20 protein-coding genes and 1 riboswitch are annotated in these 19,839 nt (G+C 39.9%); of the genes, 11 read left to right on the top strand and 9 right to left on the bottom strand.

The window, feature by feature from the left end; all coding sequences use genetic code 11:
* Nucleotides 1-50: 50 nt before the first annotated feature.
* Entirely contained in the window at nt 51-1,637 is a 1,587-nt protein-coding gene (pckA, locus tag NSS60_RS02700; RefSeq protein ID WP_004888954.1) for a phosphoenolpyruvate carboxykinase (ATP), read from the top strand.
* A 294-nt stretch (nt 1,638-1,931) separates the two neighbouring features.
* Here pckA and NSS60_RS02695 read toward each other — a convergent pair whose 3' ends face one another.
* A complete protein-coding gene (locus NSS60_RS02695; protein ID WP_004888953.1) occupies nt 1,932-3,011 on the bottom strand; it encodes a fatty acid desaturase family protein in 1,080 nt (359 codons plus the stop codon).
* A 237-nt stretch (nt 3,012-3,248) separates the two neighbouring features.
* On the opposite strand from NSS60_RS02695, the gene NSS60_RS02690 reads away from it, so the two are divergent.
* From NSS60_RS02690 to NSS60_RS02675, 4 genes are all read left to right on the top strand, one after another.
* The gene (locus tag NSS60_RS02690) at nt 3,249-3,491 is read left to right on the top strand and encodes a DUF2584 domain-containing protein (RefSeq protein ID WP_004888952.1); all 243 of its coding nucleotides are present in this window, start codon (nt 3,249-3,251) and stop codon (nt 3,489-3,491) included.
* A gap of 99 nt (nt 3,492-3,590) precedes the next feature.
* Nucleotides 3,591-4,568 (top strand): ABC transporter substrate-binding protein, encoded by a 978-nt coding sequence (locus NSS60_RS02685; RefSeq protein WP_004888951.1) that lies wholly within the window; start codon nt 3,591-3,593, stop codon nt 4,566-4,568.
* A 9-nt stretch (nt 4,569-4,577) separates the two neighbouring features.
* Nucleotides 4,578-5,348 carry an ABC transporter ATP-binding protein gene (locus tag NSS60_RS02680; protein WP_340720621.1) on the top strand — a complete coding sequence of 257 codons (771 nt, stop codon included), beginning with the start codon at nt 4,578-4,580 and terminating at the stop codon, nt 5,346-5,348.
* On the top strand, nt 5,335-6,141 hold the full coding sequence (locus tag NSS60_RS02675; RefSeq protein ID WP_004888949.1) for an ABC transporter permease: 807 nt from the start codon (nt 5,335-5,337) through the stop codon (nt 6,139-6,141). The genes NSS60_RS02680 and NSS60_RS02675 overlap by 14 nt, the downstream gene beginning before the upstream one ends.
* Nucleotides 6,142-6,168: 27 nt before the next feature.
* Here NSS60_RS02675 and ytkD read toward each other — a convergent pair whose 3' ends face one another.
* From ytkD to NSS60_RS02655, 4 genes are all read right to left on the bottom strand, one after another.
* A complete protein-coding gene (gene ytkD / locus NSS60_RS02670) occupies nt 6,169-6,642 on the bottom strand; it encodes an RNA deprotection pyrophosphohydrolase (RefSeq protein ID WP_004888948.1) in 474 nt (157 codons plus the stop codon).
* A 63-nt stretch (nt 6,643-6,705) separates the two neighbouring features.
* A complete protein-coding gene (locus tag NSS60_RS02665) occupies nt 6,706-7,014 on the bottom strand; it encodes a hypothetical protein (RefSeq protein ID WP_004888947.1) in 309 nt (102 codons plus the stop codon).
* Nucleotides 7,015-7,128: 114 nt separating this feature from the next.
* Nucleotides 7,129-7,566 (bottom strand): Dps family protein, encoded by a 438-nt coding sequence (locus NSS60_RS02660; RefSeq protein ID WP_004888946.1) that lies wholly within the window; start codon nt 7,564-7,566, stop codon nt 7,129-7,131.
* A gap of 208 nt (nt 7,567-7,774) precedes the next feature.
* On the bottom strand, nt 7,775-8,248 hold the full coding sequence (locus NSS60_RS02655; protein ID WP_004888945.1) for an S-ribosylhomocysteine lyase: 474 nt from the start codon (nt 8,246-8,248) through the stop codon (nt 7,775-7,777).
* Between the two features lie 129 nt (nt 8,249-8,377).
* On the opposite strand from NSS60_RS02655, the gene yidD reads away from it, so the two are divergent.
* The 5 genes from yidD to NSS60_RS02630 all read left to right on the top strand — a co-directional run bounded on the left by yidD (nt 8,378) and on the right by NSS60_RS02630 (nt 14,459).
* Entirely contained in the window at nt 8,378-8,602 is a 225-nt protein-coding gene (yidD, locus tag NSS60_RS02650) for a membrane protein insertion efficiency factor YidD (RefSeq protein WP_004888944.1), read from the top strand.
* A 209-nt stretch (nt 8,603-8,811) separates the two neighbouring features.
* Nucleotides 8,812-9,783, top strand: a complete 972-nt coding sequence (locus tag NSS60_RS02645; RefSeq protein WP_004888943.1) for a metal ABC transporter substrate-binding protein — start codon at nt 8,812-8,814, stop codon at nt 9,781-9,783.
* Between the two features lie 212 nt (nt 9,784-9,995).
* Nucleotides 9,996-10,197: riboswitch (cobalamin riboswitch) on the top strand.
* Between the two features lie 110 nt (nt 10,198-10,307).
* Nucleotides 10,308-12,587, top strand: a complete 2,280-nt coding sequence (locus tag NSS60_RS02640; protein WP_035018431.1) for a ribonucleoside-diphosphate reductase subunit alpha — start codon at nt 10,308-10,310, stop codon at nt 12,585-12,587.
* Nucleotides 12,588-12,976: 389 nt separating this feature from the next.
* Nucleotides 12,977-13,468, top strand: a complete 492-nt coding sequence (locus NSS60_RS02635) for a flavodoxin domain-containing protein (RefSeq protein ID WP_035018430.1) — start codon at nt 12,977-12,979, stop codon at nt 13,466-13,468.
* Nucleotides 13,422-14,459, top strand: coding sequence for a ribonucleotide-diphosphate reductase subunit beta (locus NSS60_RS02630; RefSeq protein ID WP_004888939.1), 1,038 nt, complete (start codon nt 13,422-13,424; stop codon nt 14,457-14,459). The genes NSS60_RS02635 and NSS60_RS02630 overlap by 47 nt, the downstream gene beginning before the upstream one ends.
* A gap of 22 nt (nt 14,460-14,481) precedes the next feature.
* Here NSS60_RS02630 and NSS60_RS02625 read toward each other — a convergent pair whose 3' ends face one another.
* The 4 genes from NSS60_RS02625 to NSS60_RS02610 are packed head-to-tail and all read right to left on the bottom strand — an operon-like array spanning nt 14,482 to nt 19,341.
* Nucleotides 14,482-16,437, bottom strand: a complete 1,956-nt coding sequence (locus tag NSS60_RS02625) for a cytochrome D1 domain-containing protein (RefSeq protein WP_004888938.1) — start codon at nt 16,435-16,437, stop codon at nt 14,482-14,484.
* Between the two features lie 47 nt (nt 16,438-16,484).
* Nucleotides 16,485-18,545 carry a hypothetical protein gene (locus tag NSS60_RS02620; RefSeq protein ID WP_064220688.1) on the bottom strand — a complete coding sequence of 687 codons (2,061 nt, stop codon included), beginning with the start codon at nt 18,543-18,545 and terminating at the stop codon, nt 16,485-16,487.
* 42 nt (nt 18,546-18,587) lie between these two features.
* Entirely contained in the window at nt 18,588-19,034 is a 447-nt protein-coding gene (locus tag NSS60_RS02615) for a hypothetical protein (RefSeq protein ID WP_004888936.1), read from the bottom strand.
* Between the two features lie 7 nt (nt 19,035-19,041).
* Complete coding sequence (locus NSS60_RS02610) at nt 19,042-19,341, bottom strand: DUF2325 domain-containing protein (protein ID WP_004888935.1); 300 nt, start codon at nt 19,339-19,341, stop codon at nt 19,042-19,044.
* A 176-nt stretch (nt 19,342-19,517) separates the two neighbouring features.
* Between NSS60_RS02610 and NSS60_RS02605 the strand changes: the two genes are divergently transcribed.
* Nucleotides 19,518-19,673: a DUF1540 domain-containing protein gene (locus NSS60_RS02605; RefSeq protein WP_064498957.1), complete on the top strand. Its 156-nt coding sequence runs from the start codon at nt 19,518-19,520 to the stop codon at nt 19,671-19,673.
* Nucleotides 19,674-19,839 lie beyond the last annotated feature (166 nt).

Here is a 19,839-nt window from a genome sequence, read left to right as displayed (position 1 = left end):
TGTTATACTTTTTACATAAAGATAAATCAAACAAAGGTAGGTTTTGTCCAATGAATTCCATTGAACTGACAAACAAATTATCAACGCTCTTACAAAGGGATGGGGTTTTTCATAACTTATCTGTACCACGACTAGTAGAAAAAGTACTAACTCGGAAAGAAGGCATCCTAACTTCATCAGGAGCGATTTGTGCAACAACCGGAAAATATACAGGCCGTTCTCCAAAAGATAAATATATTGTAGAAGAACCATCTGTTAAACATAAAATTGATTGGGGAACTGTCAACCAACCAATTTCTGAAGAAGTATTTGATAAACTTTACAACAAAGTGACCGATTATTTAATGACAAAAGAAGAACTATTTGTATTTAATGGCTTTGCAGGCGCCGATCCTGCTTATCGCTTACCGATTCAAGTTATCAATGAATTTGCTTGGCATAACTTATTTGCCCATCAATTGTTCATTCGTCCAACAGCGGAAGAATTACAAACACATGAACCACAATTTACAGTCATTTCTGCACCAACATTTAAGGCAAATCCATCTGTTGACGGCACGCGTTCAGAAACGTTTATTATTATCTCATTTGAACGTCGTACCGTGCTTATTGGTGGAACAGAATATGCTGGTGAAATGAAAAAATCCGTTTTCTCTGTCATGAACTTTTTATTGCCAGAACAAGGAATCTTCCCGATGCACTGTTCAGCAAACGTCGGTCAAGAAGGTGATGTCGCGCTCTTTTTCGGTTTATCTGGTACAGGAAAAACAACGCTTTCTGCTGATCCAAACCGTCGCCTAATTGGCGATGACGAGCACGGTTGGTCAAACAACGGTGTTTTTAATATTGAAGGTGGATGTTATGCCAAATGCATTAACTTATCACGTGAAAAAGAGCCGCAAATTTTCGATGCGATTCGCTTCGGCTCCGTATTAGAAAACGTCATGATGGATCCAGATACGCGCATACCAAATTACGACGATGCAACGTTAACTGAAAATACGCGTGCGGCGTACCCGCTTGAAGCGATGGATAATATTGTTCAACCAAGCATTGCAGGTCATCCGCATACGATCGTCTTTTTAACAGCAGATGCATTCGGGGTATTGCCGCCAATTAGTAAATTAACGAAAGAACAAGCAATGTATCATTTCTTAAGCGGATATACGAGCAAATTAGCAGGCACAGAGCGCGGAGTGACAGCGCCGGAAGCAACGTTCTCTACATGCTTCGGCTCACCGTTTTTACCGCTTCCAGCAACACGATATGCAGACATGCTTGGACAAAAAATCGATGCTCACGGCGTTCAAGTATTTTTAATCAACACCGGCTGGACGGGAGGCGGATACGGCATTGGCGAACGGATGAAGCTATCGTATACGCGCGCGATGGTCAAAGCGGCGTTAGAAGGAGAATTAAACAACGTCGAAACCGTTCAAGACCCGATTTTCGGTCTGCATATTCCGCTTCACGTTCCCGGTGTGCCTGATGAAGTGCTGCAACCAAAAAGCACATGGGCCGATCCAGAAGCGTATGAACAAAAAGCAAAAGAGCTTGCGGCGAAGTTCCAGGAAAACTTCAAAAAATTCACAAACATTGATCCACGCATCGAAAAACTCGGTGGGCCAATCGCGTAAACAACAAAAGCTGCCTGTTTCGGCAGCTTTTTTCTTTTTTTTATTGTTTGTACAAAGTTTGTACAAACCATTTACGAAATGGAACATATAGTGGTATATAAAAACGAACAAAAGGAGGCTAAAAAATGACGAGAAGACGAAAAATTATATTAAAAGCAAATTAAAAGAAAAAATGAAATAGCTTTCAATGACACATCTCCCCTATAATAAAACATGCAAGAAAATAATAAGACGTGGCGAATTGTCCACGTCTTGTTTTCTTTATAAAAACAAAAAGCGCCGAGATGCGACGCTTTATTTTTCTTTTACCATTTTTCCTATAACATTTTCTTTCACTTTATGCGAAAGGTCATCTATATTTAATCCATATCCAAGCGTGCCGTATACATATCCTTCACGTGGCTCGATTAGTTCTGTTTGTTCGTGATAAAGCCGTGGTGTTTTCCATAGCGCAATTAACGCTTTTGTCATCGGCATTTCATAATAACGATCCGGCCGTAGTTGTTTAATATATTGTTTAACGAGCGGATAATATTTTGAACTCATCGCTGGGAACAAATGATGTTCTGTATGGTGCGAAAAGTTAAAATGCAATATGTCGACCCACTTCGGAACGATGACAGTTAAGCTGTTTGCTAATGGATCGTTAACTGGAACGAGCGGATTTAAGCGATGGTTCGTTGAAATGTATCCCATCACGATCGTATTTCCAATAAGTAGTGGAAGAACGAACGCAAAGAGCCATTTTTCTACTCCGATCATCAACAATAACCCAATCCATACCGACCATGGTAAGACAAATTGCCAGAATACGGCACGACGATTTCCTTTTTCAAAATCCTTCCAAAAATGAAGAAGCATATGAAGCGAATGAACTGTAAACATCCCTGCTAAAGACAAGAACGAAAAAGCCGCACGAATCGGAAACGGAATGCGATAAACCCAACGGAGGAAACGACTTTGAGCTAAACGTTTGATCGTTGGCCACGCATCCGGATCAAGTTCCTCATGTTGTGTATGCACATGATGCGTTGCGTTATGCCATTTTCTCCACAACTTTGGACCTGTGCAAAGTGGCAAAAATGCAATGCCTCCTAACAAATCACGAAGCCACGCCCGTTTGACAACTGTTCCATGCAAAATTTCATGTCCTAAAAACCCTAAACCAGCAAAACAAAATCCAATAACAACTGAAAGCAATCCGTTCCATAACCAATGGAGATCAAATAAAGAAATCGTGACAATGCTGCTAACTAAAACGAGCATGTAAGCAAGACCACCAAACAGACGAGACGGAACAGGACGGAACGCTTCCTCAGGCAAATACGGGGCAATGCGAGCCGCATACCACCCAAATGAATGAAATTGTTTCATCAATAAAAAACTCCCCTCATACGTAAACACTTCGTTCAAAAAAGAAATGAATATTCAAACATCTCTCTTTCAAACTTATTGTCATCGTACCATTTACATTTTTGTCCTGTCAATAAAATTTATCACTAGATCATATGATTTATTTATATGATATAGTATCAATATATGAAATGCAGTTGTGTAATCGTCATAAATGTGTTTCAATGAAGGTAAAAATGTGGAATATGGAGTGATCCTATGGGTATGCCGTTAGAAGTACAAACAATGATCGTCACAAATGGAAAAGAAAAACGAATTGAACACAACTTATTTGTATTACAAAAAGAAGGCTATCGTTTATATCCGCTTGATGTCCCATTAGAAGTAAGACGAACAAAACACGGAGAAGCAACAGGGCAAGCTGTTGTCAAAAAACTTGTTCTTGAAAACGAGACAACGATCGTTACATATGAATTGATTGCCTTACATTCAATTAATTAAACCGTCGGGGGATGTGCTCGGCGGTTTTCTTTTTAGATCATTCACACATTTTTATTAGGCGCATACGATAAAGCAAACGACAGGAAAGAGGGGAAACACATGCGAAAATGGGGGTTTTTGCTCATTATTTTAATGTTTTTACTTACAGCCTGCTCATCAAATGATGTAAAAACGTTACGCGTTGCAGAAGTAACTCGATCCATTTTTTACGCTCCACAATACGTGGCAATTGAAAAAGGTTTTTTTGCTGAAGAAGGGCTTCATATTGAGCTAAATACAACGTGGGGCGGCGATAAAACGATGACGACACTTTTATCAAACGGAGCGGATATTGCGCTCGTCGGTTCCGAAACGTCCATTTACGTGTATAGCCAAGGAGCTGTTGATCCGATCATCAATTTCGCGCAATTGACACAGACCGATGGTACATTTTTAGTTTCACGAAAACCAATCGCCAACTTTACATGGGATCAACTGAAAGGAAGTACATTTTTAGGACAGAGAAAAGGCGGCATGCCGCAAATGGTCGGAGAATACGTCTTGAAGCAACACGGAATTGACCCGCACAAAGATTTAAACCTCATTCAAAATATTGAATTCGCAAATATTGCCAATGCATTTGCAAGCGGAACAGGCGATTTCGTCCAACTATTTGAGCCAACTGCTAGCATTTTTGAACAAGAAGGAAAAGGATATATTGTCGCTTCATTCGGAACGGAATCTGGTCATCTCCCATATACGACATTTATGGCAAAACAAAGTTTTATCGACAAAAATAAAGATGTCATCGAAAAATTTACGCGTGCCCTTTATAGAGCACAACAATGGGTACAAACACATGATGCGAAAGAAATTGCAACAGTCATTCAACCGTACTTTGAAAATACAGATATCGCTCTCATTGAAAAAGTCGTCGATCGCTATAAACAACAAGGTTCATACGCAACTGATCCGATTTTAGATGAAGAAGAATGGAACAATCTCCAAAACGTGATGAAGGAAGCAAATGAATTACCGTCGTACGTGGATCACTCCATTTTAGTCAATACATCATTTGCTGAACATGCAAAAAAGTAGGTGAACATCATGCCCATTTTAACGATTGATCAAGTGATGCACGCCTACGTCACAAAGCAATCTGCCGTATTGGCGCTTGATCATCTATCGCTAACTGTCGAGAGAGGAGAGTTTGTCTCCTTTCTCGGCCCAAGCGGCTGTGGAAAAACAACGCTTCTTTCAATTATCGCAGGATTGATCGAACCGACAAAAGGACGTGTGCTTATCGAAGGAAAAGAAATAAGAACAATGCGTCAAACGATTGGATATATGCTACAACATGATTATTTGTTCCCATGGAAGACGATCGAACAAAACGTGACACTTGGATTAAAGCTAATGGGAAAATATAGCGAGAAAACAGGGAGACAAACACTCGCCCTATTGCATCAAATCGGGCTGCGCGATGTCGATGACCGCTATCCTAATGAATTGTCGGGAGGAATGCGCCAACGCGCTGCACTCGTACGCACGCTTGCAACGGATCCGAAAATATTACTGTTAGATGAGCCGTTTTCAGCGCTTGATTATCAAACAAAGCTCAAACTAGAAGATCTTGTATGGGAAACGTTAAAACAGTATCAAAAAACAGCACTTCTTGTCACGCACGATATTGGTGAAGCCATTGCGATGAGCGACCGCATCGTTTTATTTACCGCAAGACCGGGAAAAATTCAAAAAATCGTTACCGTTCCAGATTCGTTAAAAGCGTGTACACCGTTTCAAGCCCGCCAACATCCAGATTTTTCACCGCTCTTTCAAATGATTTGGAAGGAGTTAGAGAGCATTGAACAAACATGAGTGGTTGCAACGTATATATGATCAATATATGGCATATGAAAAACGCGAAAAACAAATCGTCCGTTTTTTTCAAGTAATCATTGTCATTACGTTTTTTAGTTTATGGGAAATCGCAAGCCGATTTCATCGGATTGATCCGTTATTATTTAGCTCCCCGTCTTCCATTTGGCATTTGTTTATCGCCAAAATACGCGATCATACATTGCTAACACACACGACCGTCACATTAACAGAGACGGTGCTGGGCTTTATCACCGGAACGATGATCGGCGTTTGTTTTGCAGCAATACTTTGGTGGTTTCCGCGCATCTCAAAAATCGTTGATCCGTATTTAGTCATTTTAAACGCGATGCCAAAAGTAGCGCTCGGTCCGATTTTAATCGTCGCACTCGGACCGAATATGACATCGATCGTCGCAATGGGAGCGATCATTTCGATCATCATTACAACGATTGTCGTTTACACCTCATTTAAAGAAGTCGATGCAAACTATATAAAAGTGCTTCGAACATTCGGAGCAACGAAACGACAGTGGTTTACAGAGGCCATTTTACCTGCCTCCTTCCCAACAATCATTTCAACGTTAAAAGTAAACGTTGGTCTATCTTGGGTTGGTGTCATCGTTGGTGAATTTCTCGTCTCAAAACAAGGGCTCGGCTATATGATTATTTACGGCTTCCAAGTGTTTAACTTTACGCTCGTTTTATTAAGTTTGCTTATGATTGCTTTACTCTCTAGCATCATGTACCAGCTTGTCAGTTGGTTTGAAAAAAAATTAATAAAACGCGCATAACCCCACACGTCAAAAAGCGGTGGGGTTTTACAACATTCCCCGCCGCTTTAACTCTTGTTTTGTATATGTCCATACGCCATCTTTCATAATAAAACTAAATCGTTCATCTTTCGCTATGTCATCTGGCATATGCTCAATGAGCACAGGACCATTTGTTTCAAAATACGACTCCCTTTGTTCCAAAGATTTAACATGGGCAAAGTAAATATTTTTTACAATCGTTTCATTCGGACAGTTGACTTCATACTGTCCAATGTACGTGATCTTTTCAACGACCCCTCCCGTTTCTTCCCTTACTTCACGAATAGCTGCCTCTTCTGCCGTCTCTCCCTCTTCTACTTTGCCACCCGGAAACTCCAAGCCACGTACAGCGTGATTTGTCAATAACCAACGACCACCGTACCGACAAATAACGAAAACATGTTTCGGTTGCTTCGAGAAAGGATGGTCAGAAAAAGAAAGTCGAACGTTGTATCCGTAGTAATCTTGAAATACAATCATCACCGTCTACCCTCAACTGTATGTTTTCTTCATTGTACCACACAGTGAAGTAGTCGACAGCTTTTATAACTGTATGACACCCATCGTTTCAATTTGTTGTTTCGCTTCCTCATCGCCAAGTTCATAAATCATTTCATACACTTTTTTCATTGCGTTGTCATACCCGTCGTTCGGCCGATCATAATGATATTGCACATATGGCACATGTGCACGCCAAAACGATTGCCAATCGGATGAATACATTTCATCAAAATACTCCCGTAATTGAATGATTTCTTCATCCGTCGCTTCAATGCGAAATTCCCATGGGGAAGCCGTTTTCACTTGTGAAATCTCACCACGTGCCACCGAAACATAATACGTTTTTTTCATCGACCCACCTCTTTTTCGTTTGTTACAGTTAGTGTGAGTCGATTCATTTATTTTCATGCAACAAAAGCACTCATCTGCGACTGAACATGCAAATAAGGTGGGGCCACTCCCACCTTATCCGAGAAACGATTTGAGCATCCATACATGTTTTTCTAAACTTTGATGAATGCCTAAAAGCATATCGCCTGTTGTTTCATCTCCAATTTCTCCGGCGTAGTCCATGCCAGCTTTCAATTCTTTAATCATCGTTTCAAAATCGCGAACAATTTCCGCTACCATTTCTTCCGCCGTTTCATTTCCTTTTGCTTCATGTACGGATGCTACCGCTAAATAATCTTTCATCGTTGCTAGCGGTTTTCCACCTAATGCTAATAAACGTTCTGCTAACTCATCAATATGTAGTGCCGCTTCATTGTACAACTCTTCAAATTTTGTATGCAACGTAAAAAACTGCGGCCCTTTCACATACCAATGGTAGTTGTGTAATTTTACATATAACACGTTCCAGTTTGCAATTTGTTTGTTGACAATATCAATTAATTTTTCTTTCACACTAATTCCCTCCTCGATTATAAACTTCCCCCTCTTTCATTATAGCAAACAAAAAAAAATTTGGAAAATGATACGTTTTTGCATGAACAATGTAGAGAGACATGTAACCATCATTGTATTGGTAGTGACCGCTTCGAAAGCATAGTTGATAAATTGCCAACTGAAAAAATAAAGGCCCAGACGTATAGCGCGCCTGAACCTTTATTTTTTAACTGAACACCTTTTTCAATTCTTCCTTTGGCTGCGATAGCCAATATCGCATAAGTCGCTTAGCTCCTTCTAAATCGTGCAATTTCGCTTGACCGCACTCTTTTTCCGTTGCAGCTGGCACTTCTGTAACCGTCAATGCCTCATTCATCGTCGCCTCAAGCAAATCAATAATTTCTTCGACTGTTGGCGTGCCACTAACGACTAAATAATACCCCGTTTGACATCCCATCGGAGAAATATCGATAATATCAAAATGAGCGTATTTTTCAGCATGCTTACGAATGTGCACCGCTAGTAAATGTTCAAGTGTATGAATCGCTGCCGGTTGCATCGCTTCTTTATTTGGTTGACAAAAGCGAATATCAAATTTATTCACAACACCGTCGCTACCGACTTGATGAACACCACAATGGCGAACGTACGGTGCTTTGACCGCACAATGGTCTAGTTCAAAGCTTTCTACTGAAGGCATATTTCTCACCTCTTTTTCAATTGTCACGTTTTTATCATACACAAAAGTCCGACTTTTTTCATCTTTTTTTGTTGGAATTGTTTCGTCCAACTATGTTACAATAAGAAAAAATAGGGGCGGGCGTATTACATGAAACATATATTCATCTTACTCATTCGTTTTTATCAACGATTTATTTCCCCTTTAAAACCACCGACATGTCGCTTTTATCCGACTTGTTCGCATTACGGATTAGAAGCGATTCGTCGCTTCGGTGCACTTAAAGGAGGCTATTTAACAATCAAACGCATTTTAAAATGCCATCCATTTCATCCAGGTGGATTTGATCCTGTTCCAGAGAAAGAGCAAAAATAGTTGCCCTTTCTCTTTTTTTCGATATGATAAACAATGTAAATCGTAATAATTACGTTTGAAGATTGGTCTACTTTTGTCGATCCACTCCCACCATTTGTTTCTGTTTCATAGTTTTCAAATCGTAACGATTACGATATAATAAAACAGGAGTGAGAAAGATGTTATTTGACGATCAGAAACATCTTTCTTTATTTGGAAGGAGGAAGAAGATGAAGGTAAAAACCATTTTATCCATTATACTTACGAGCACACTGCTATTGTTTGGATGCTCGCAACAAGAACAGACGAATGAATCGAAGAATGAGGAAAAAAACGATCAACTTATCGTTTATACAACTGTATACCCTCTTCAAGACTTTACTGAAAAAATTGGCGGTGAGCACGTTCAAGTGGAAAGCGTATACCCTCCTGGCGTTGATGTGCACACATACGAACCGACGGCAAAAACGATGCAACAAATCGCAGATGCTGACGCTTTCATTTACATCGGTCAAGGAATGGAAGGATTTGTTGATCGCGTTGTCGAAACGCTAGAGAATGAACACGTCAAGTTCGTGGAAGCAACAGCTGGGACGGAATTTCTTCCAGCCAACGATACTCATGGAGACGAACATGCTCATGAAGATGAACACGCCCATGAAGATGAGCATGAGCACGGTGATGTAGATCCTCATGTCTGGTTAGATCCGATATATTCAATCCAAATGGCTGAAACGATTAAACAAACGTTAACGGAACTAAAACCTGAGGCAAAAAATGATTTTGAACAAAACTTTGCTTCGTTAAAACAGCAGCTTGAACAGCTCGATAGCCAGTTCCAACAATTGATAAAAGGCGCGAAAAGAAAAGAAATTCTTGTCGCTCATGCGGCTTACGGCTATTGGGAGAAACGATATGGCTTAAAACAAATAAGCGTGACTGGGCTATCGCCAACAAACGAACCGTCACAAAAGCAGCTTGCTTCGATTATTCAAATCGCCAAAGACCATGACATACACTATATCTTTTTTGAGCAAAACGTAACATCGAAAATTGCTGAAGTTGTGAAAAACGAAATCGGAGCTGATGTACTTATCCTTCACAACTTAGAAGCGCGCACAAACGATGATATTGCAAACAACAAAGACTACTTCGCAATTATGAATGACAACATCTCTGCACTAAAAAAAGCTCTACAATAAGCGATCATAACGGTCGCTTATTTTTTGTATATTTTTCCCATTCCAAATCAAACTATGAAACGACATTGTATGGAAAGGGATGAAAGATCGTCGCTATGTAGCAAAGGATGAAAAATAACGATTGCAAATGTTGAGATTTTTCGCTATAGTTTTAAACGTAAACCTTTTTCGTACAATATATTGTGATAATCGTACGAAATAATAACTATATATTGAAACCGACAAGTGAAGGTGTCCAAACGGACTTAATAGGGAATCTGGTGCGAATCCAGAACTGTCCCCGCAACTGTGTGCGCAGACGAAATGGAAATAACACCACTGTATATGTCAGCTATTTATGGCGCATATATGGGAAGGAATCCAAAGTAGGAAGAAGCGCAAGTCAGGAGACCTGCCTTCCTTGTATCGTTTCATATTCTTCGGGGATTGAGAAGATGAAACGATGGTGAAAGCATGCCTTTTTCCATCGTTTCATCCGCTCAACGAGAGCGGATTTTTTTATTTTCTAGGGGAAGGGATGTTATATGGTGTACATAAAACAACAAACAGAAGTAAATGAAGAAACGATCCGCACATTATTGTTTCATATTTTCAAAGACTTTCCACACTTATCAAGCGCGCGATACATCGAGCGTACGATACGGTCGCTGACGTATACAAAATCATACGATGACATGATGAACAAACTCATTTTAAATGCACTTGACGAAATCACCGTAGAACAACCTGATTGGACGTTTGTCGCAGCACGCCTTTATTTACAACAGCTGTACAATGAAGCAGCAACCAATCGTGGCTATGATGTATCCGACACATACCACTACTTTTATGAGTTACAAACAATGCTCGTTGATCTCGGTATTTACGATCCGTTTGTACTTGAACGATATACGAAAGAAGAACTACAAGAAGCGGGGACATGGATCGATTCGAAAAAAGACGAGCAATTTACCTATATCGGATTACGCACACTCGTTGATCGTTATTTAGCGAAAGGATATGACGGAGAAATTTATGAGTTGCCACAAGAACGCTTTTTAACCATTGCTCTTACGCTGATGGTGAATGAGCCAAAAGAAAAACGAATGGAACTTGTTAAAGAAGCGTATTGGGCATTATCGAATCAATATATGACGGTGGCTACACCAACATACGCAAACGCAGGCAAATCTTATGGCCAATTATCGAGTTGCTTTATTGATACAGTTGATGACAGCTTAATCGGCATTTATGAATCGAATACAGACATCGCTCGCCTCTCCAAAGGCGGTGGGGGAATCGGCGTCTATTTAGGAAAAATTCGGGCACGCAACTCGGATATTAAAGGATTTAAAGGCGTATCGTCTGGTGTCATCCCATGGATGCGCCAATTAAACAATACCGCTGTATCGGTTGATCAGCTTGGTACGCGACAAGGAAGTATTGCCGTCTATTTAGACGTTTGGCATAAAGACATTTTCTCTTTCTTAGACGCAAAATTAAACAACGGCGATGAACGGCAAAAATGCCATGATTTATTTTATGGCGTATGCATCCCTGATTTATTTATGGAACAAGTCGAAAAGCGGGGCGATTGGTATTTATTTGACCCACATGAAGTGAAAAAAGTGATGGGGTGGAAAGATAAAGGTGGGAATCCGCTAGGTCTTGAAGATTTTTACGATGAAGAACGAGGACATGGCTCCTTCCGCGAAAAATACGAAGAATGTATCAACCATCCAGAGTTAAGTAAAGAACGTGTACCTGCCATTGAAATTATGAAGCGCATTTTAAAATCACAATTAGAAACGGGTACACCTTATATGTTTTATCGCGACGAAGCGAATCGCATGAATCCAAATAAACATGCGGGTATGATTTATTCTAGCAATTTATGTACGGAAATTATGCAAAATATGAGCGCGACTACCGTAACAAAAGAGTATACGCAAGATGGTGAAATCATTATTCATAAAAAGCCAGGCGACTTTGTCGTTTGTAACTTATCTAGCATTCATCTCGCTCGCGCCGTACAAGACGATGTACTAGAACGATTAATTCCGATTCAAGTGCGTATGCTTGATAACGTCATCGACTTAAACGAAAATCGCATTGAAGTGTTGCAAGCGGTGATGACAAATAAAAAATATCGGGCAATCGGTCTAGGTGCATTTTCATGGCATCACTTATTAGCGTTAAAAGGAATTAAGTGGAATAGTGAAGAAAGCGTTGATTTCGCTGACAAGCTATTTGAAAAAATCGCTTATTTAACGATTCAAGCAAGCATGGAATTGGCGAAAGAAAAAGGTGCATATCCGGCGTTTGCAGGTTCTGATTGGCATACAGGGAAATATTTTGAGCTTCGCGGTTATCATTCCCACGATGAGTTAGATTGGGATGAGTTAAAGCAACAAGTGATGAGACATGGGATACGTAATGGGTATCTCATGGCGCCTGCTCCAAACGCTTCGACATCCGTTTTAGCAAACGGAACGGCGTCATGCGATCCTGTCTTCAATCGCTTATATTTTGAAGAAAAGAAAAATTATAAAATTCCTGTTACCGTTCCTGATTTAAATGCCAAAACATTTTGGTTTTACGAAAATGCCTATGAAGTGGATCAAAAGATGAGCATTCGTCAAAATGCCGCTAGACAAAAACATGTCGATCAGTCGTTAAGTTTTAATCTTTACGTATACAACACGATTAAAGCGAAAGATCTTTTGGATTTACATTTAACGGCATGGAAAGAACGGTTAAAATCGACGTATTACGTTCGCAGCACTGCCGTAACGATTGAAGAATGCGACGTTTGCTCATCGTAGGAGGAAAAAGCGTCAACAACCCAATGACTAAAGTCATGGGCTTGCAACTCCCCAGAAGTGCAAGCGGATGTTATCCTCCTTCCTTCACTTGGGGTTGCATCAGGGCAGGTTGACAACTACCCAACGACGCAGGTCATGCCTGCATCGTTACCGATTCTCTCGGTGTGTCTGTTGGCAGTACTTGACTTCCACGCACAACAGACGGACCCACGCTCGATGTTTTACGGTTACAACGCTTCCTGTAACCAACTCCATACATCGAGTAGCAGTTATTGGAGTGCCTTTGTTAAACGGTTTTCTCCACGCCTTTATTATATCATACACAAAAGAAAGGGGGAACACGCATTCCTCCCCATGCTTGAAAGCAGGGGTTTCTTGCGTGATTAATCATGAACGTTCTCATTTGCTATACATCCAAAACGGGAAACACAAAAGAAGTCGCCTTGTTAATTGAAGAAGCTTTTCGCTCATACGGACATGCGGTGAAAACGATCGATATTGAACATATATTTGCGATCGAATCGCTCATTCATGAGGCGCATCTTCTTTTATTCGGTTCATATACGTGGGGAAATGGACAACTTCCAGATGAAATGAGAAAGCTACTTCGTTTTCTTATCAAAGAACGAAATCTTCCTTTGCCTCCTGTTGCGCTGTTTGGCACAGGGGATCAAATGTGGCCATACTATTGCCGTGCTGTCGATGAAATGGAGTACCATTTGCGAAAAGTGACGACGGTGCTCGGCACGCTAAAAATTGAACAATCACCACGCGGCCATCAACAACATTTACCGACTGTATTCGTACAACAGCTACTAGAGGAGGTTGACCGTTTTGTTATTGGCGAAAGTAAAATTGCTCGAGCCGTCGCATCCAAATAAGGCAACAAGCATTATAAACGGGAAAGCAAGCGGCATTTTAAACTGGAACGATATTAAATATAGCCATTTTTACGATATATACAGAATGTTGCTCAGCAACTTTTGGACGCCGTTTGAAATTAATATGTCGGATGATATTAAACAATGGCATGAGTTAAGTGGACGGGAACGGGATGCATTTTTACACATTATCGGCTTGCTTTCAATTTTAGATTCTGTTCAACCAAATTTTATTGGGGCGATGAAAGAATACATTACCGATCCGAGCGTCAAAGCAATTTTTTCGATTATCGAACAGCAAGAAGTCGTTCATAATCAATCGTACTCGTACGTTCTTGCTTCGATCGAAAAATTATCGGAGCAACATCGTGCGTTTGAAATGGCACGAACAAATCCGCACATTTATAAGCGAAATGAACACGTCATTCGCGTATATGAAGCATTTCGCGAGCAACCAACGGTAGAGACGTTTTGCCGCGCGCTCGTCGCTTCGCTCGTCTTAGAGGGGATTAATTTTTATTCTGGGTTTGCCTTTTTTTACAATTTGGCAAGAAACCAAAAAATGCTCAAAACATCAACGATGATTAGTTATATTAATAAAGATGAGCTATGCCATAGTTACTTTATTTCTCAACTTGTACGCGCAGTGTTATGGGAAAATCCACAAATTGATGAAAATGGAGCGTTTTCTGCGTGGATATATGACTATATCGACGAAGCCATTCGTTACGAAACAGAATGGTCGCGCTTTGTGTTGCGCGATATTGATGGCATTGACGTTATCGAAATGGAAAAATATATTGAATACCTTGGAAATAAGCGATTGCGGATGCTTGGGTTAGACGATCGATACGATGCTGATGAAAATTGTATGCCTTGGATTCGTGTCTTTAGCGATGAAAATGTGAATTTAGGCAAAACCGACTTTTTCGAGGCGCGTCCACGTTCATACACAAAAACAACAGATATGAATGGGTTTGATGAATTGTAAAAAGGTGGGGATCCCCACCTTTTTACTCTAATGATCGTACATATGCCGCAATTTGCTTTATTTCTTCTTCGCTAAGCTGCTCTACTTCCTTTATCTGGTGACGTACAATAGCTTCTTCAATCGTGCTTGCGCTTCCGTCATGTAAATACGGGGCAGTCGCCCACACTCCACGCAATGTAGGAGTATCCCACTGCTTCGGAGTTCGAGGATTTTTAAATTGCGCACGTGCATCCCCGGACGATGAGCGATCGAGTACATTTTCTGTTCCGATATCGTGCAAAAACGATATTTGACCTGTTGTGAGCTGCCCATTGTTATCCACTGCTTTTACACTATCCGTAAAATACTTTCCTCCATGACAAGTGAGGCAGTTCCCCTTTCCAAAAAACAGCTGCTCCCCTTTTTTTGCTATATGTGTTAAACTTCCATCTTTCTCTCGATAAGGGCTCTTTGGAACAGGAAATGAACTTGGATCATCCAAATATGCAAATAGCGCATCAAACATATGTTGCACATCAGGCGGTAACGGTTTACTTGGATCGTATTGCAACATCCCGCCCATCTCCCCTTGGACTGTATGAATATAGTCAGTAAAATCATCACGCGATCCGTCCCACATAAATAATCCTGTCTTCGTTGTTAATATGTTGCTTGGCACATTTCTTGGTCCTTTCGGTGTCATAAGCGTCAAGCCATTTATATCTCCGTCGCTATGACAAGATGCACAACTCATCCAATTATTTTTTGTTATCTCCGCTGCATATTCATCGCTATTTGCACTATAAAATATCTTTTTTCCTTCTCTTACAAGCGGTGGTAACGAATCTTGCGAAATTAGAGAAATATTTTTACCTATTTGTTTTGCTTTTGCATATGCTTGTTCACCGCCTGTTTTTACAATGGCAAGTTCATGACTCATCGCTTGATGAATATAAAGTGTTTCGCCATCCGGGGAAATGACAATTCCTCTCGGATTATCTCCTTGAATTCTGCGCAATACTTGCGTAGCATTTCCTCCACGGGCAAGGTCAAAAACGACAAGATCTTCACTGCCAGACATAATGGCATATGCTTTTTTTCCGTTTGGATGAAATGCTATATCGTACGGATTCGACACAATCATTGTTTCATTGTTTACATCTGTGACGTTGATTTCTTCAAATAATTCTTTTCTTTCATCTAACACTTCTTCATCAATATCTAAACGAATGACAGAAATAGCCGGAAAAATCGTCTCTTCAAAATGAATAGGTGTATCAACATTTGTTAATAAATGTGGCACGTATGCTTTTTTTCCATCAGGTGCAATAACAAACTGCTCTAACGTATTTGGGATGCCCTGACTTTTTTTTCGATCTTCTTGATCGGGTGAAGGTGCCAATGAAATTTGTTTAACGACTTTTTCTTTTTTTGTATCAATGACTGTAATTTTCCCTTGCAAATAATGTGGGACATATAGCTTTTTACCATCTGCCGTAATTGTAACCGTTCGAGGACGATCACCTACTCGAATGTCTTTTTTCACTTTTCCTGATTGCAAATCGACAATAGATAATGTGCCCGAACGGTAGTTAGCGACATATAACCATCGACCGTCTTGGCTCGTCACAAGGCCAAACGGTTCAATCCCTGTTTGAATATGCCCAATGACTCTTTGCTTTTTTAACGAAATAATATCAACTCGGTGGTCATACATACAGGACACATATAAAAATTGTTCATCAGGACTTAATGTTAATTGCCGTGGCTCCCGTCCAACAGCAATTTCCGCCTTCTTCTTTTTTGTTTTCACATCGATAATTGTTACAGTAGGTACGTCTATATTTGCAACATACAATTCATCTCCCGCTCGATTCATAACAATATTGTTGCTGTTTACTGCCACATCGCGAATCACTGTTTGTTTAGACATAAATACCGGTTGCTTAGCGCACGAAGCGAGAAAAAAAACAAAAAGAACTATGGCTAATTTTTTCATACTCATCCCCCACGCAGAAAAGGCGCCCGGTTCAGACGGTCCGCCTTTTACTTTTCTTTTACTTCAACATTCACAAGAATAGGAGCAATACCATACGGGCCATCTCCAGCTTGAACTTGTGGCACGTGATCTTTATCTGTGTTGCCAGATTGGTCGTCTTTTTTATACACATCCCCTGTATCCCAAAACTCACTTGCTTGCATTCCTTCTTTTATGCTCGGTCCATCGATGATGAGATTGTAAAAATCTACATATCGGGAAATAATTGTTTCGCGATCAAGCTCTTTTGGTTGTTGTTCATCTTGATCTATGTTGTTTAATTGGTTTATGGCTAAACGGAATATACTAGAAAGAGCGCCAGCCACAAACGGATCATATTTCATTTCACCTTTTGCCGTTTGATAAACATGCAATTTCTGATCCCAAAAATATCGATCCATGGCAACATAAATATTTCGTGCAGCTTCACGGTACTTCTCTTCTTTTGTAGCCAAAAAGGCTGCCGTTAACCCACGAATCGCTCCAAGTTGAGAAAGTAGCGTTGGTTCTGATTTATCTATCCCTTCTCCAATTGTAAACCCATTTGCGACAAGTCCATCTTCTCTTATTAATTTTTCAATGATGAAATCTGCTTGTTTATGAATAAGCTCGAGCGCTCGTTTTCCTTCCGCCGTATGCAAACCTTCTGCTTCTTCTCCATTCGCATAGCCAACTGGCAAACCGTCAATTGCTCGTTGAAAAATACGAAGTGCTTCCATCGTATAACCAGCATCAAACGTGTTCATATACTTCCCTTGCTCAGTTCCGCTATGTTCTTCAACAAATATACCTAATTCATCATTGAAATGCATCGCATCAACGTTTTTAAAAACAGTCAGTAAAATATCTCGATTCACCGAATACGGATCGTCACTTTGTACATCATTATGAACATTTTCATCGATATTTTCATTTGGTGCTTTTGGATAAGGTTGACCATCAAAAACAGCTAAAAAGGCGGGATTTTGATTTTTGTTAGCCTCGCGCTGATCGGTCATACCAAAAAATTCAGCCGCTGGCCATAACATAAGCCATTGGTCTTTCAAAAAGCTACGTTTATCTTTCAAAATGAGTTGTTGAGCATCAGGTGCTTGATCATCTCCATTTTCAACAACTTCAACTTGATGTGGCAAATATACAAACCCTTTTTCCGGCTCATAAGTTCCCTTGTTCAATGAAGTAAGCTTGTCATTTTTTGCATCATAAAATAAATGGTCACGAATAAACAACAACTTATTCCATATTTGCTCAGTTAAAATCATTCCTTGCATTCCATCAGCCGAACTAACTCCTAATGCAATATTTGAATGCTGATCATCATTTGCCGTTTTTGCCTCTATTTCCTCGTCTTTATCAACCGTATGGAACGCACTTAAAAAGTCACCAGCCCATAAAGCTTGTTTTAAAAACGTTGCCCCGTAAGCTGCAGGAACAAGCATTTTATTCATTTTTTCACGAGCCCATCGCAACGTTTGAAAATCTACTTGGTACACTGGGACGTACGTACCGTCATCATTTTCTGCATATACGTCTGTATCCACTTGTTGTATGTAATGTGGATCCCCACTTTCATACTCAATTAATGTAGGAAACATATTGCGAAATATTTCTTCGCGTGGATATCCAACTTGATCAGCAAGTAAATAAAAACGTTCAGCTAATACTTCATGACTTTCTTTTCCGCTTTGTTTCGCTAATTTTTTTGCTATAGGACCGTGAATAAGATGCAAACCGAGCCCTGACTTTTCCGTTACCTCATACATGGCTTCCTCAGAATACTCGTAAGACTCTACACCTGCAATATAATCAAATTCGGTCGGTTCATTTATTTTTCGAACATCCAACAAATCTAAATCTAATCCTAACCCTTCTGCTAAAGGTTCACCAGACAGCTCAAACTCTGAATACGCAAACATATTTCCTGCGGTTCGAAACGTATAATCTGTCACAGGAACTTGGATAGTTTTTTTTGTCTCTTCTTTCTTTTTTATCGTTTGTTCAGCACAGCCGCTAACAACTAGCGACGATGATAAAGCAATGGCTGAACCGATTTTGATCCATTTCCCCATACTTCCCTCTCCCTAAAACTGAAATTCATTATCATTATACATTTATGATACTTGATGCACATGTCTTGTCAAGCAAAAATGTATGACACGATTCTCTGACATATGGTAAATATAAACTTTTTCTGGTTTTACTTTAAAATGATTTTCAAACATGCGCATTGCTTTTGAAAGCGAAATTGCATCAACTATAAAAATGTTCATACATGATGGGACAACGCATGTGTCAGACGTACATGATGTAGTAACAAAAGCATCATGAGCATCTAATATGTGAACAAACGACTGATCGTTCGCAACAAAGCGAAGCAAGTAATCTGTCATTTGTGCAATCATTTTATAATATGTAACGGGAGAATCAAAAGAAGCGATCGAAAACGATGATGTTGCCCGTTCAATTCCTTTTAGCAACGTAAGCGATGAACGATGAGGTGGAGATATGTTGTAATGATAAGCTAACACTTCATTCATAAACGATTGCCACAATGTCATCTCCCCCTTAATTCACTTGTTTCAATTCCTCCATTTGTTGAATAACGAATTGAATGGAACTCCATGAACGCTTTACAAAATAGATAGGCTTATGTTGATCCTTCGCTTTTTGCTTAATGACTTTCGCTAAATTATGGTTAATATAATCTGTCATGACAAATACGATATCGACATGCTCTGGAATTTGTCGTTTCACCATGTTCACTTTGCGGCCATCTAAATGAATAATCTCCTTAAATCCTGAGTTTTTTAATTTATCGGTAATGTTTCCTAAATGATCAGCACCAACAACTAATAATGACGACATATAACTCCCTCCGATTTTTTGTTTTATGTTACACAATTCCATTCTAATTGAGAATGATTATCTATGTCAACATTTAATCATAAAAAATTCCCCTTGTTTTTGCTCATTTTTTCATGTTATGTGTCGCTAATCTTTTGTCTACACTAACAACAGCATAAGGAAAGGAGGGAACAATCATGGCCAAAGATGTACTTTGTGAAGTGCAAAACTGTCAGTTTTGGTCACAAGGCAATCGATGTAGTGCAGAAGCTATCTATGTCGTAAGCCATGCTGGCCCAACAGCAGCAAGTTCGACTGAAACAGACTGTAAAACGTTCCAACCAAACAGGTGACACCCCCACTTGCTTACGGCAAGGAGTTTTCCAATTTTTACATGTTAAAAACAATGAATAGACATATTTTTTTAAAATTATCGCCACAGTTTTGCAACATTTCCCTCACCTCTTCTTCACGTATTGAGGTTACTCTTATACGTAGTAAAAAACATTTTGTATGTTG

The sequence above is a fragment of the Anoxybacillus sp. FSL W8-0382 genome (assembly GCF_038003845.1).
Lineage (GTDB): Bacteria > Bacillota > Bacilli > Bacillales > Anoxybacillaceae > Anoxybacillus > Anoxybacillus flavithermus_G.
Note: the sequence above shows the minus strand (reverse complement) of the source record. Positions and strands in the feature narration are given on the sequence as shown.

What these genes read in the sequence shown, in the direction of transcription:
- ytkD (WP_004888948.1), bottom strand. Translation starts at nt 6,642, where the DNA reads ATGATTGTATTTCAAGATTACTACGGATACAACGTTCGACTTTCTTTT.
- NSS60_RS02680 (WP_340720621.1), top strand. Translation starts at nt 4,578, where the DNA reads ATGCCCATTTTAACGATTGATCAAGTGATGCACGCCTACGTCACAAAG.
- NSS60_RS02685 (WP_004888951.1), top strand. Translation starts at nt 3,591, where the DNA reads ATGCGAAAATGGGGGTTTTTGCTCATTATTTTAATGTTTTTACTTACA.
- NSS60_RS02610 (WP_004888935.1), bottom strand. Translation starts at nt 19,341, where the DNA reads ATGTCGTCATTATTAGTTGTTGGTGCTGATCATTTAGGAAACATTACC.
- NSS60_RS02690 (WP_004888952.1), top strand. Translation starts at nt 3,249, where the DNA reads ATGGGTATGCCGTTAGAAGTACAAACAATGATCGTCACAAATGGAAAA.
- NSS60_RS02645 (WP_004888943.1), top strand. Translation starts at nt 8,812, where the DNA reads ATGAAGGTAAAAACCATTTTATCCATTATACTTACGAGCACACTGCTA.
- NSS60_RS02605 (WP_064498957.1), top strand. Translation starts at nt 19,518, where the DNA reads ATGGCCAAAGATGTACTTTGTGAAGTGCAAAACTGTCAGTTTTGGTCA.
- NSS60_RS02665 (WP_004888947.1), bottom strand. Translation starts at nt 7,014, where the DNA reads ATGAAAAAAACGTATTATGTTTCGGTGGCACGTGGTGAGATTTCACAA.
- NSS60_RS02640 (WP_035018431.1), top strand. Translation starts at nt 10,308, where the DNA reads ATGGTGTACATAAAACAACAAACAGAAGTAAATGAAGAAACGATCCGC.
- NSS60_RS02635 (WP_035018430.1), top strand. Translation starts at nt 12,977, where the DNA reads ATGAACGTTCTCATTTGCTATACATCCAAAACGGGAAACACAAAAGAA.
- NSS60_RS02695 (WP_004888953.1), bottom strand. Translation starts at nt 3,011, where the DNA reads ATGAAACAATTTCATTCATTTGGGTGGTATGCGGCTCGCATTGCCCCG.
- NSS60_RS02655 (WP_004888945.1), bottom strand. Translation starts at nt 8,248, where the DNA reads ATGCCTTCAGTAGAAAGCTTTGAACTAGACCATTGTGCGGTCAAAGCA.
- NSS60_RS02620 (WP_064220688.1), bottom strand. Translation starts at nt 18,545, where the DNA reads ATGGGGAAATGGATCAAAATCGGTTCAGCCATTGCTTTATCATCGTCG.
- NSS60_RS02615 (WP_004888936.1), bottom strand. Translation starts at nt 19,034, where the DNA reads ATGACATTGTGGCAATCGTTTATGAATGAAGTGTTAGCTTATCATTAC.
- NSS60_RS02625 (WP_004888938.1), bottom strand. Translation starts at nt 16,437, where the DNA reads ATGAAAAAATTAGCCATAGTTCTTTTTGTTTTTTTTCTCGCTTCGTGC.
- pckA (WP_004888954.1), top strand. Translation starts at nt 51, where the DNA reads ATGAATTCCATTGAACTGACAAACAAATTATCAACGCTCTTACAAAGG.
- yidD (WP_004888944.1), top strand. Translation starts at nt 8,378, where the DNA reads ATGAAACATATATTCATCTTACTCATTCGTTTTTATCAACGATTTATT.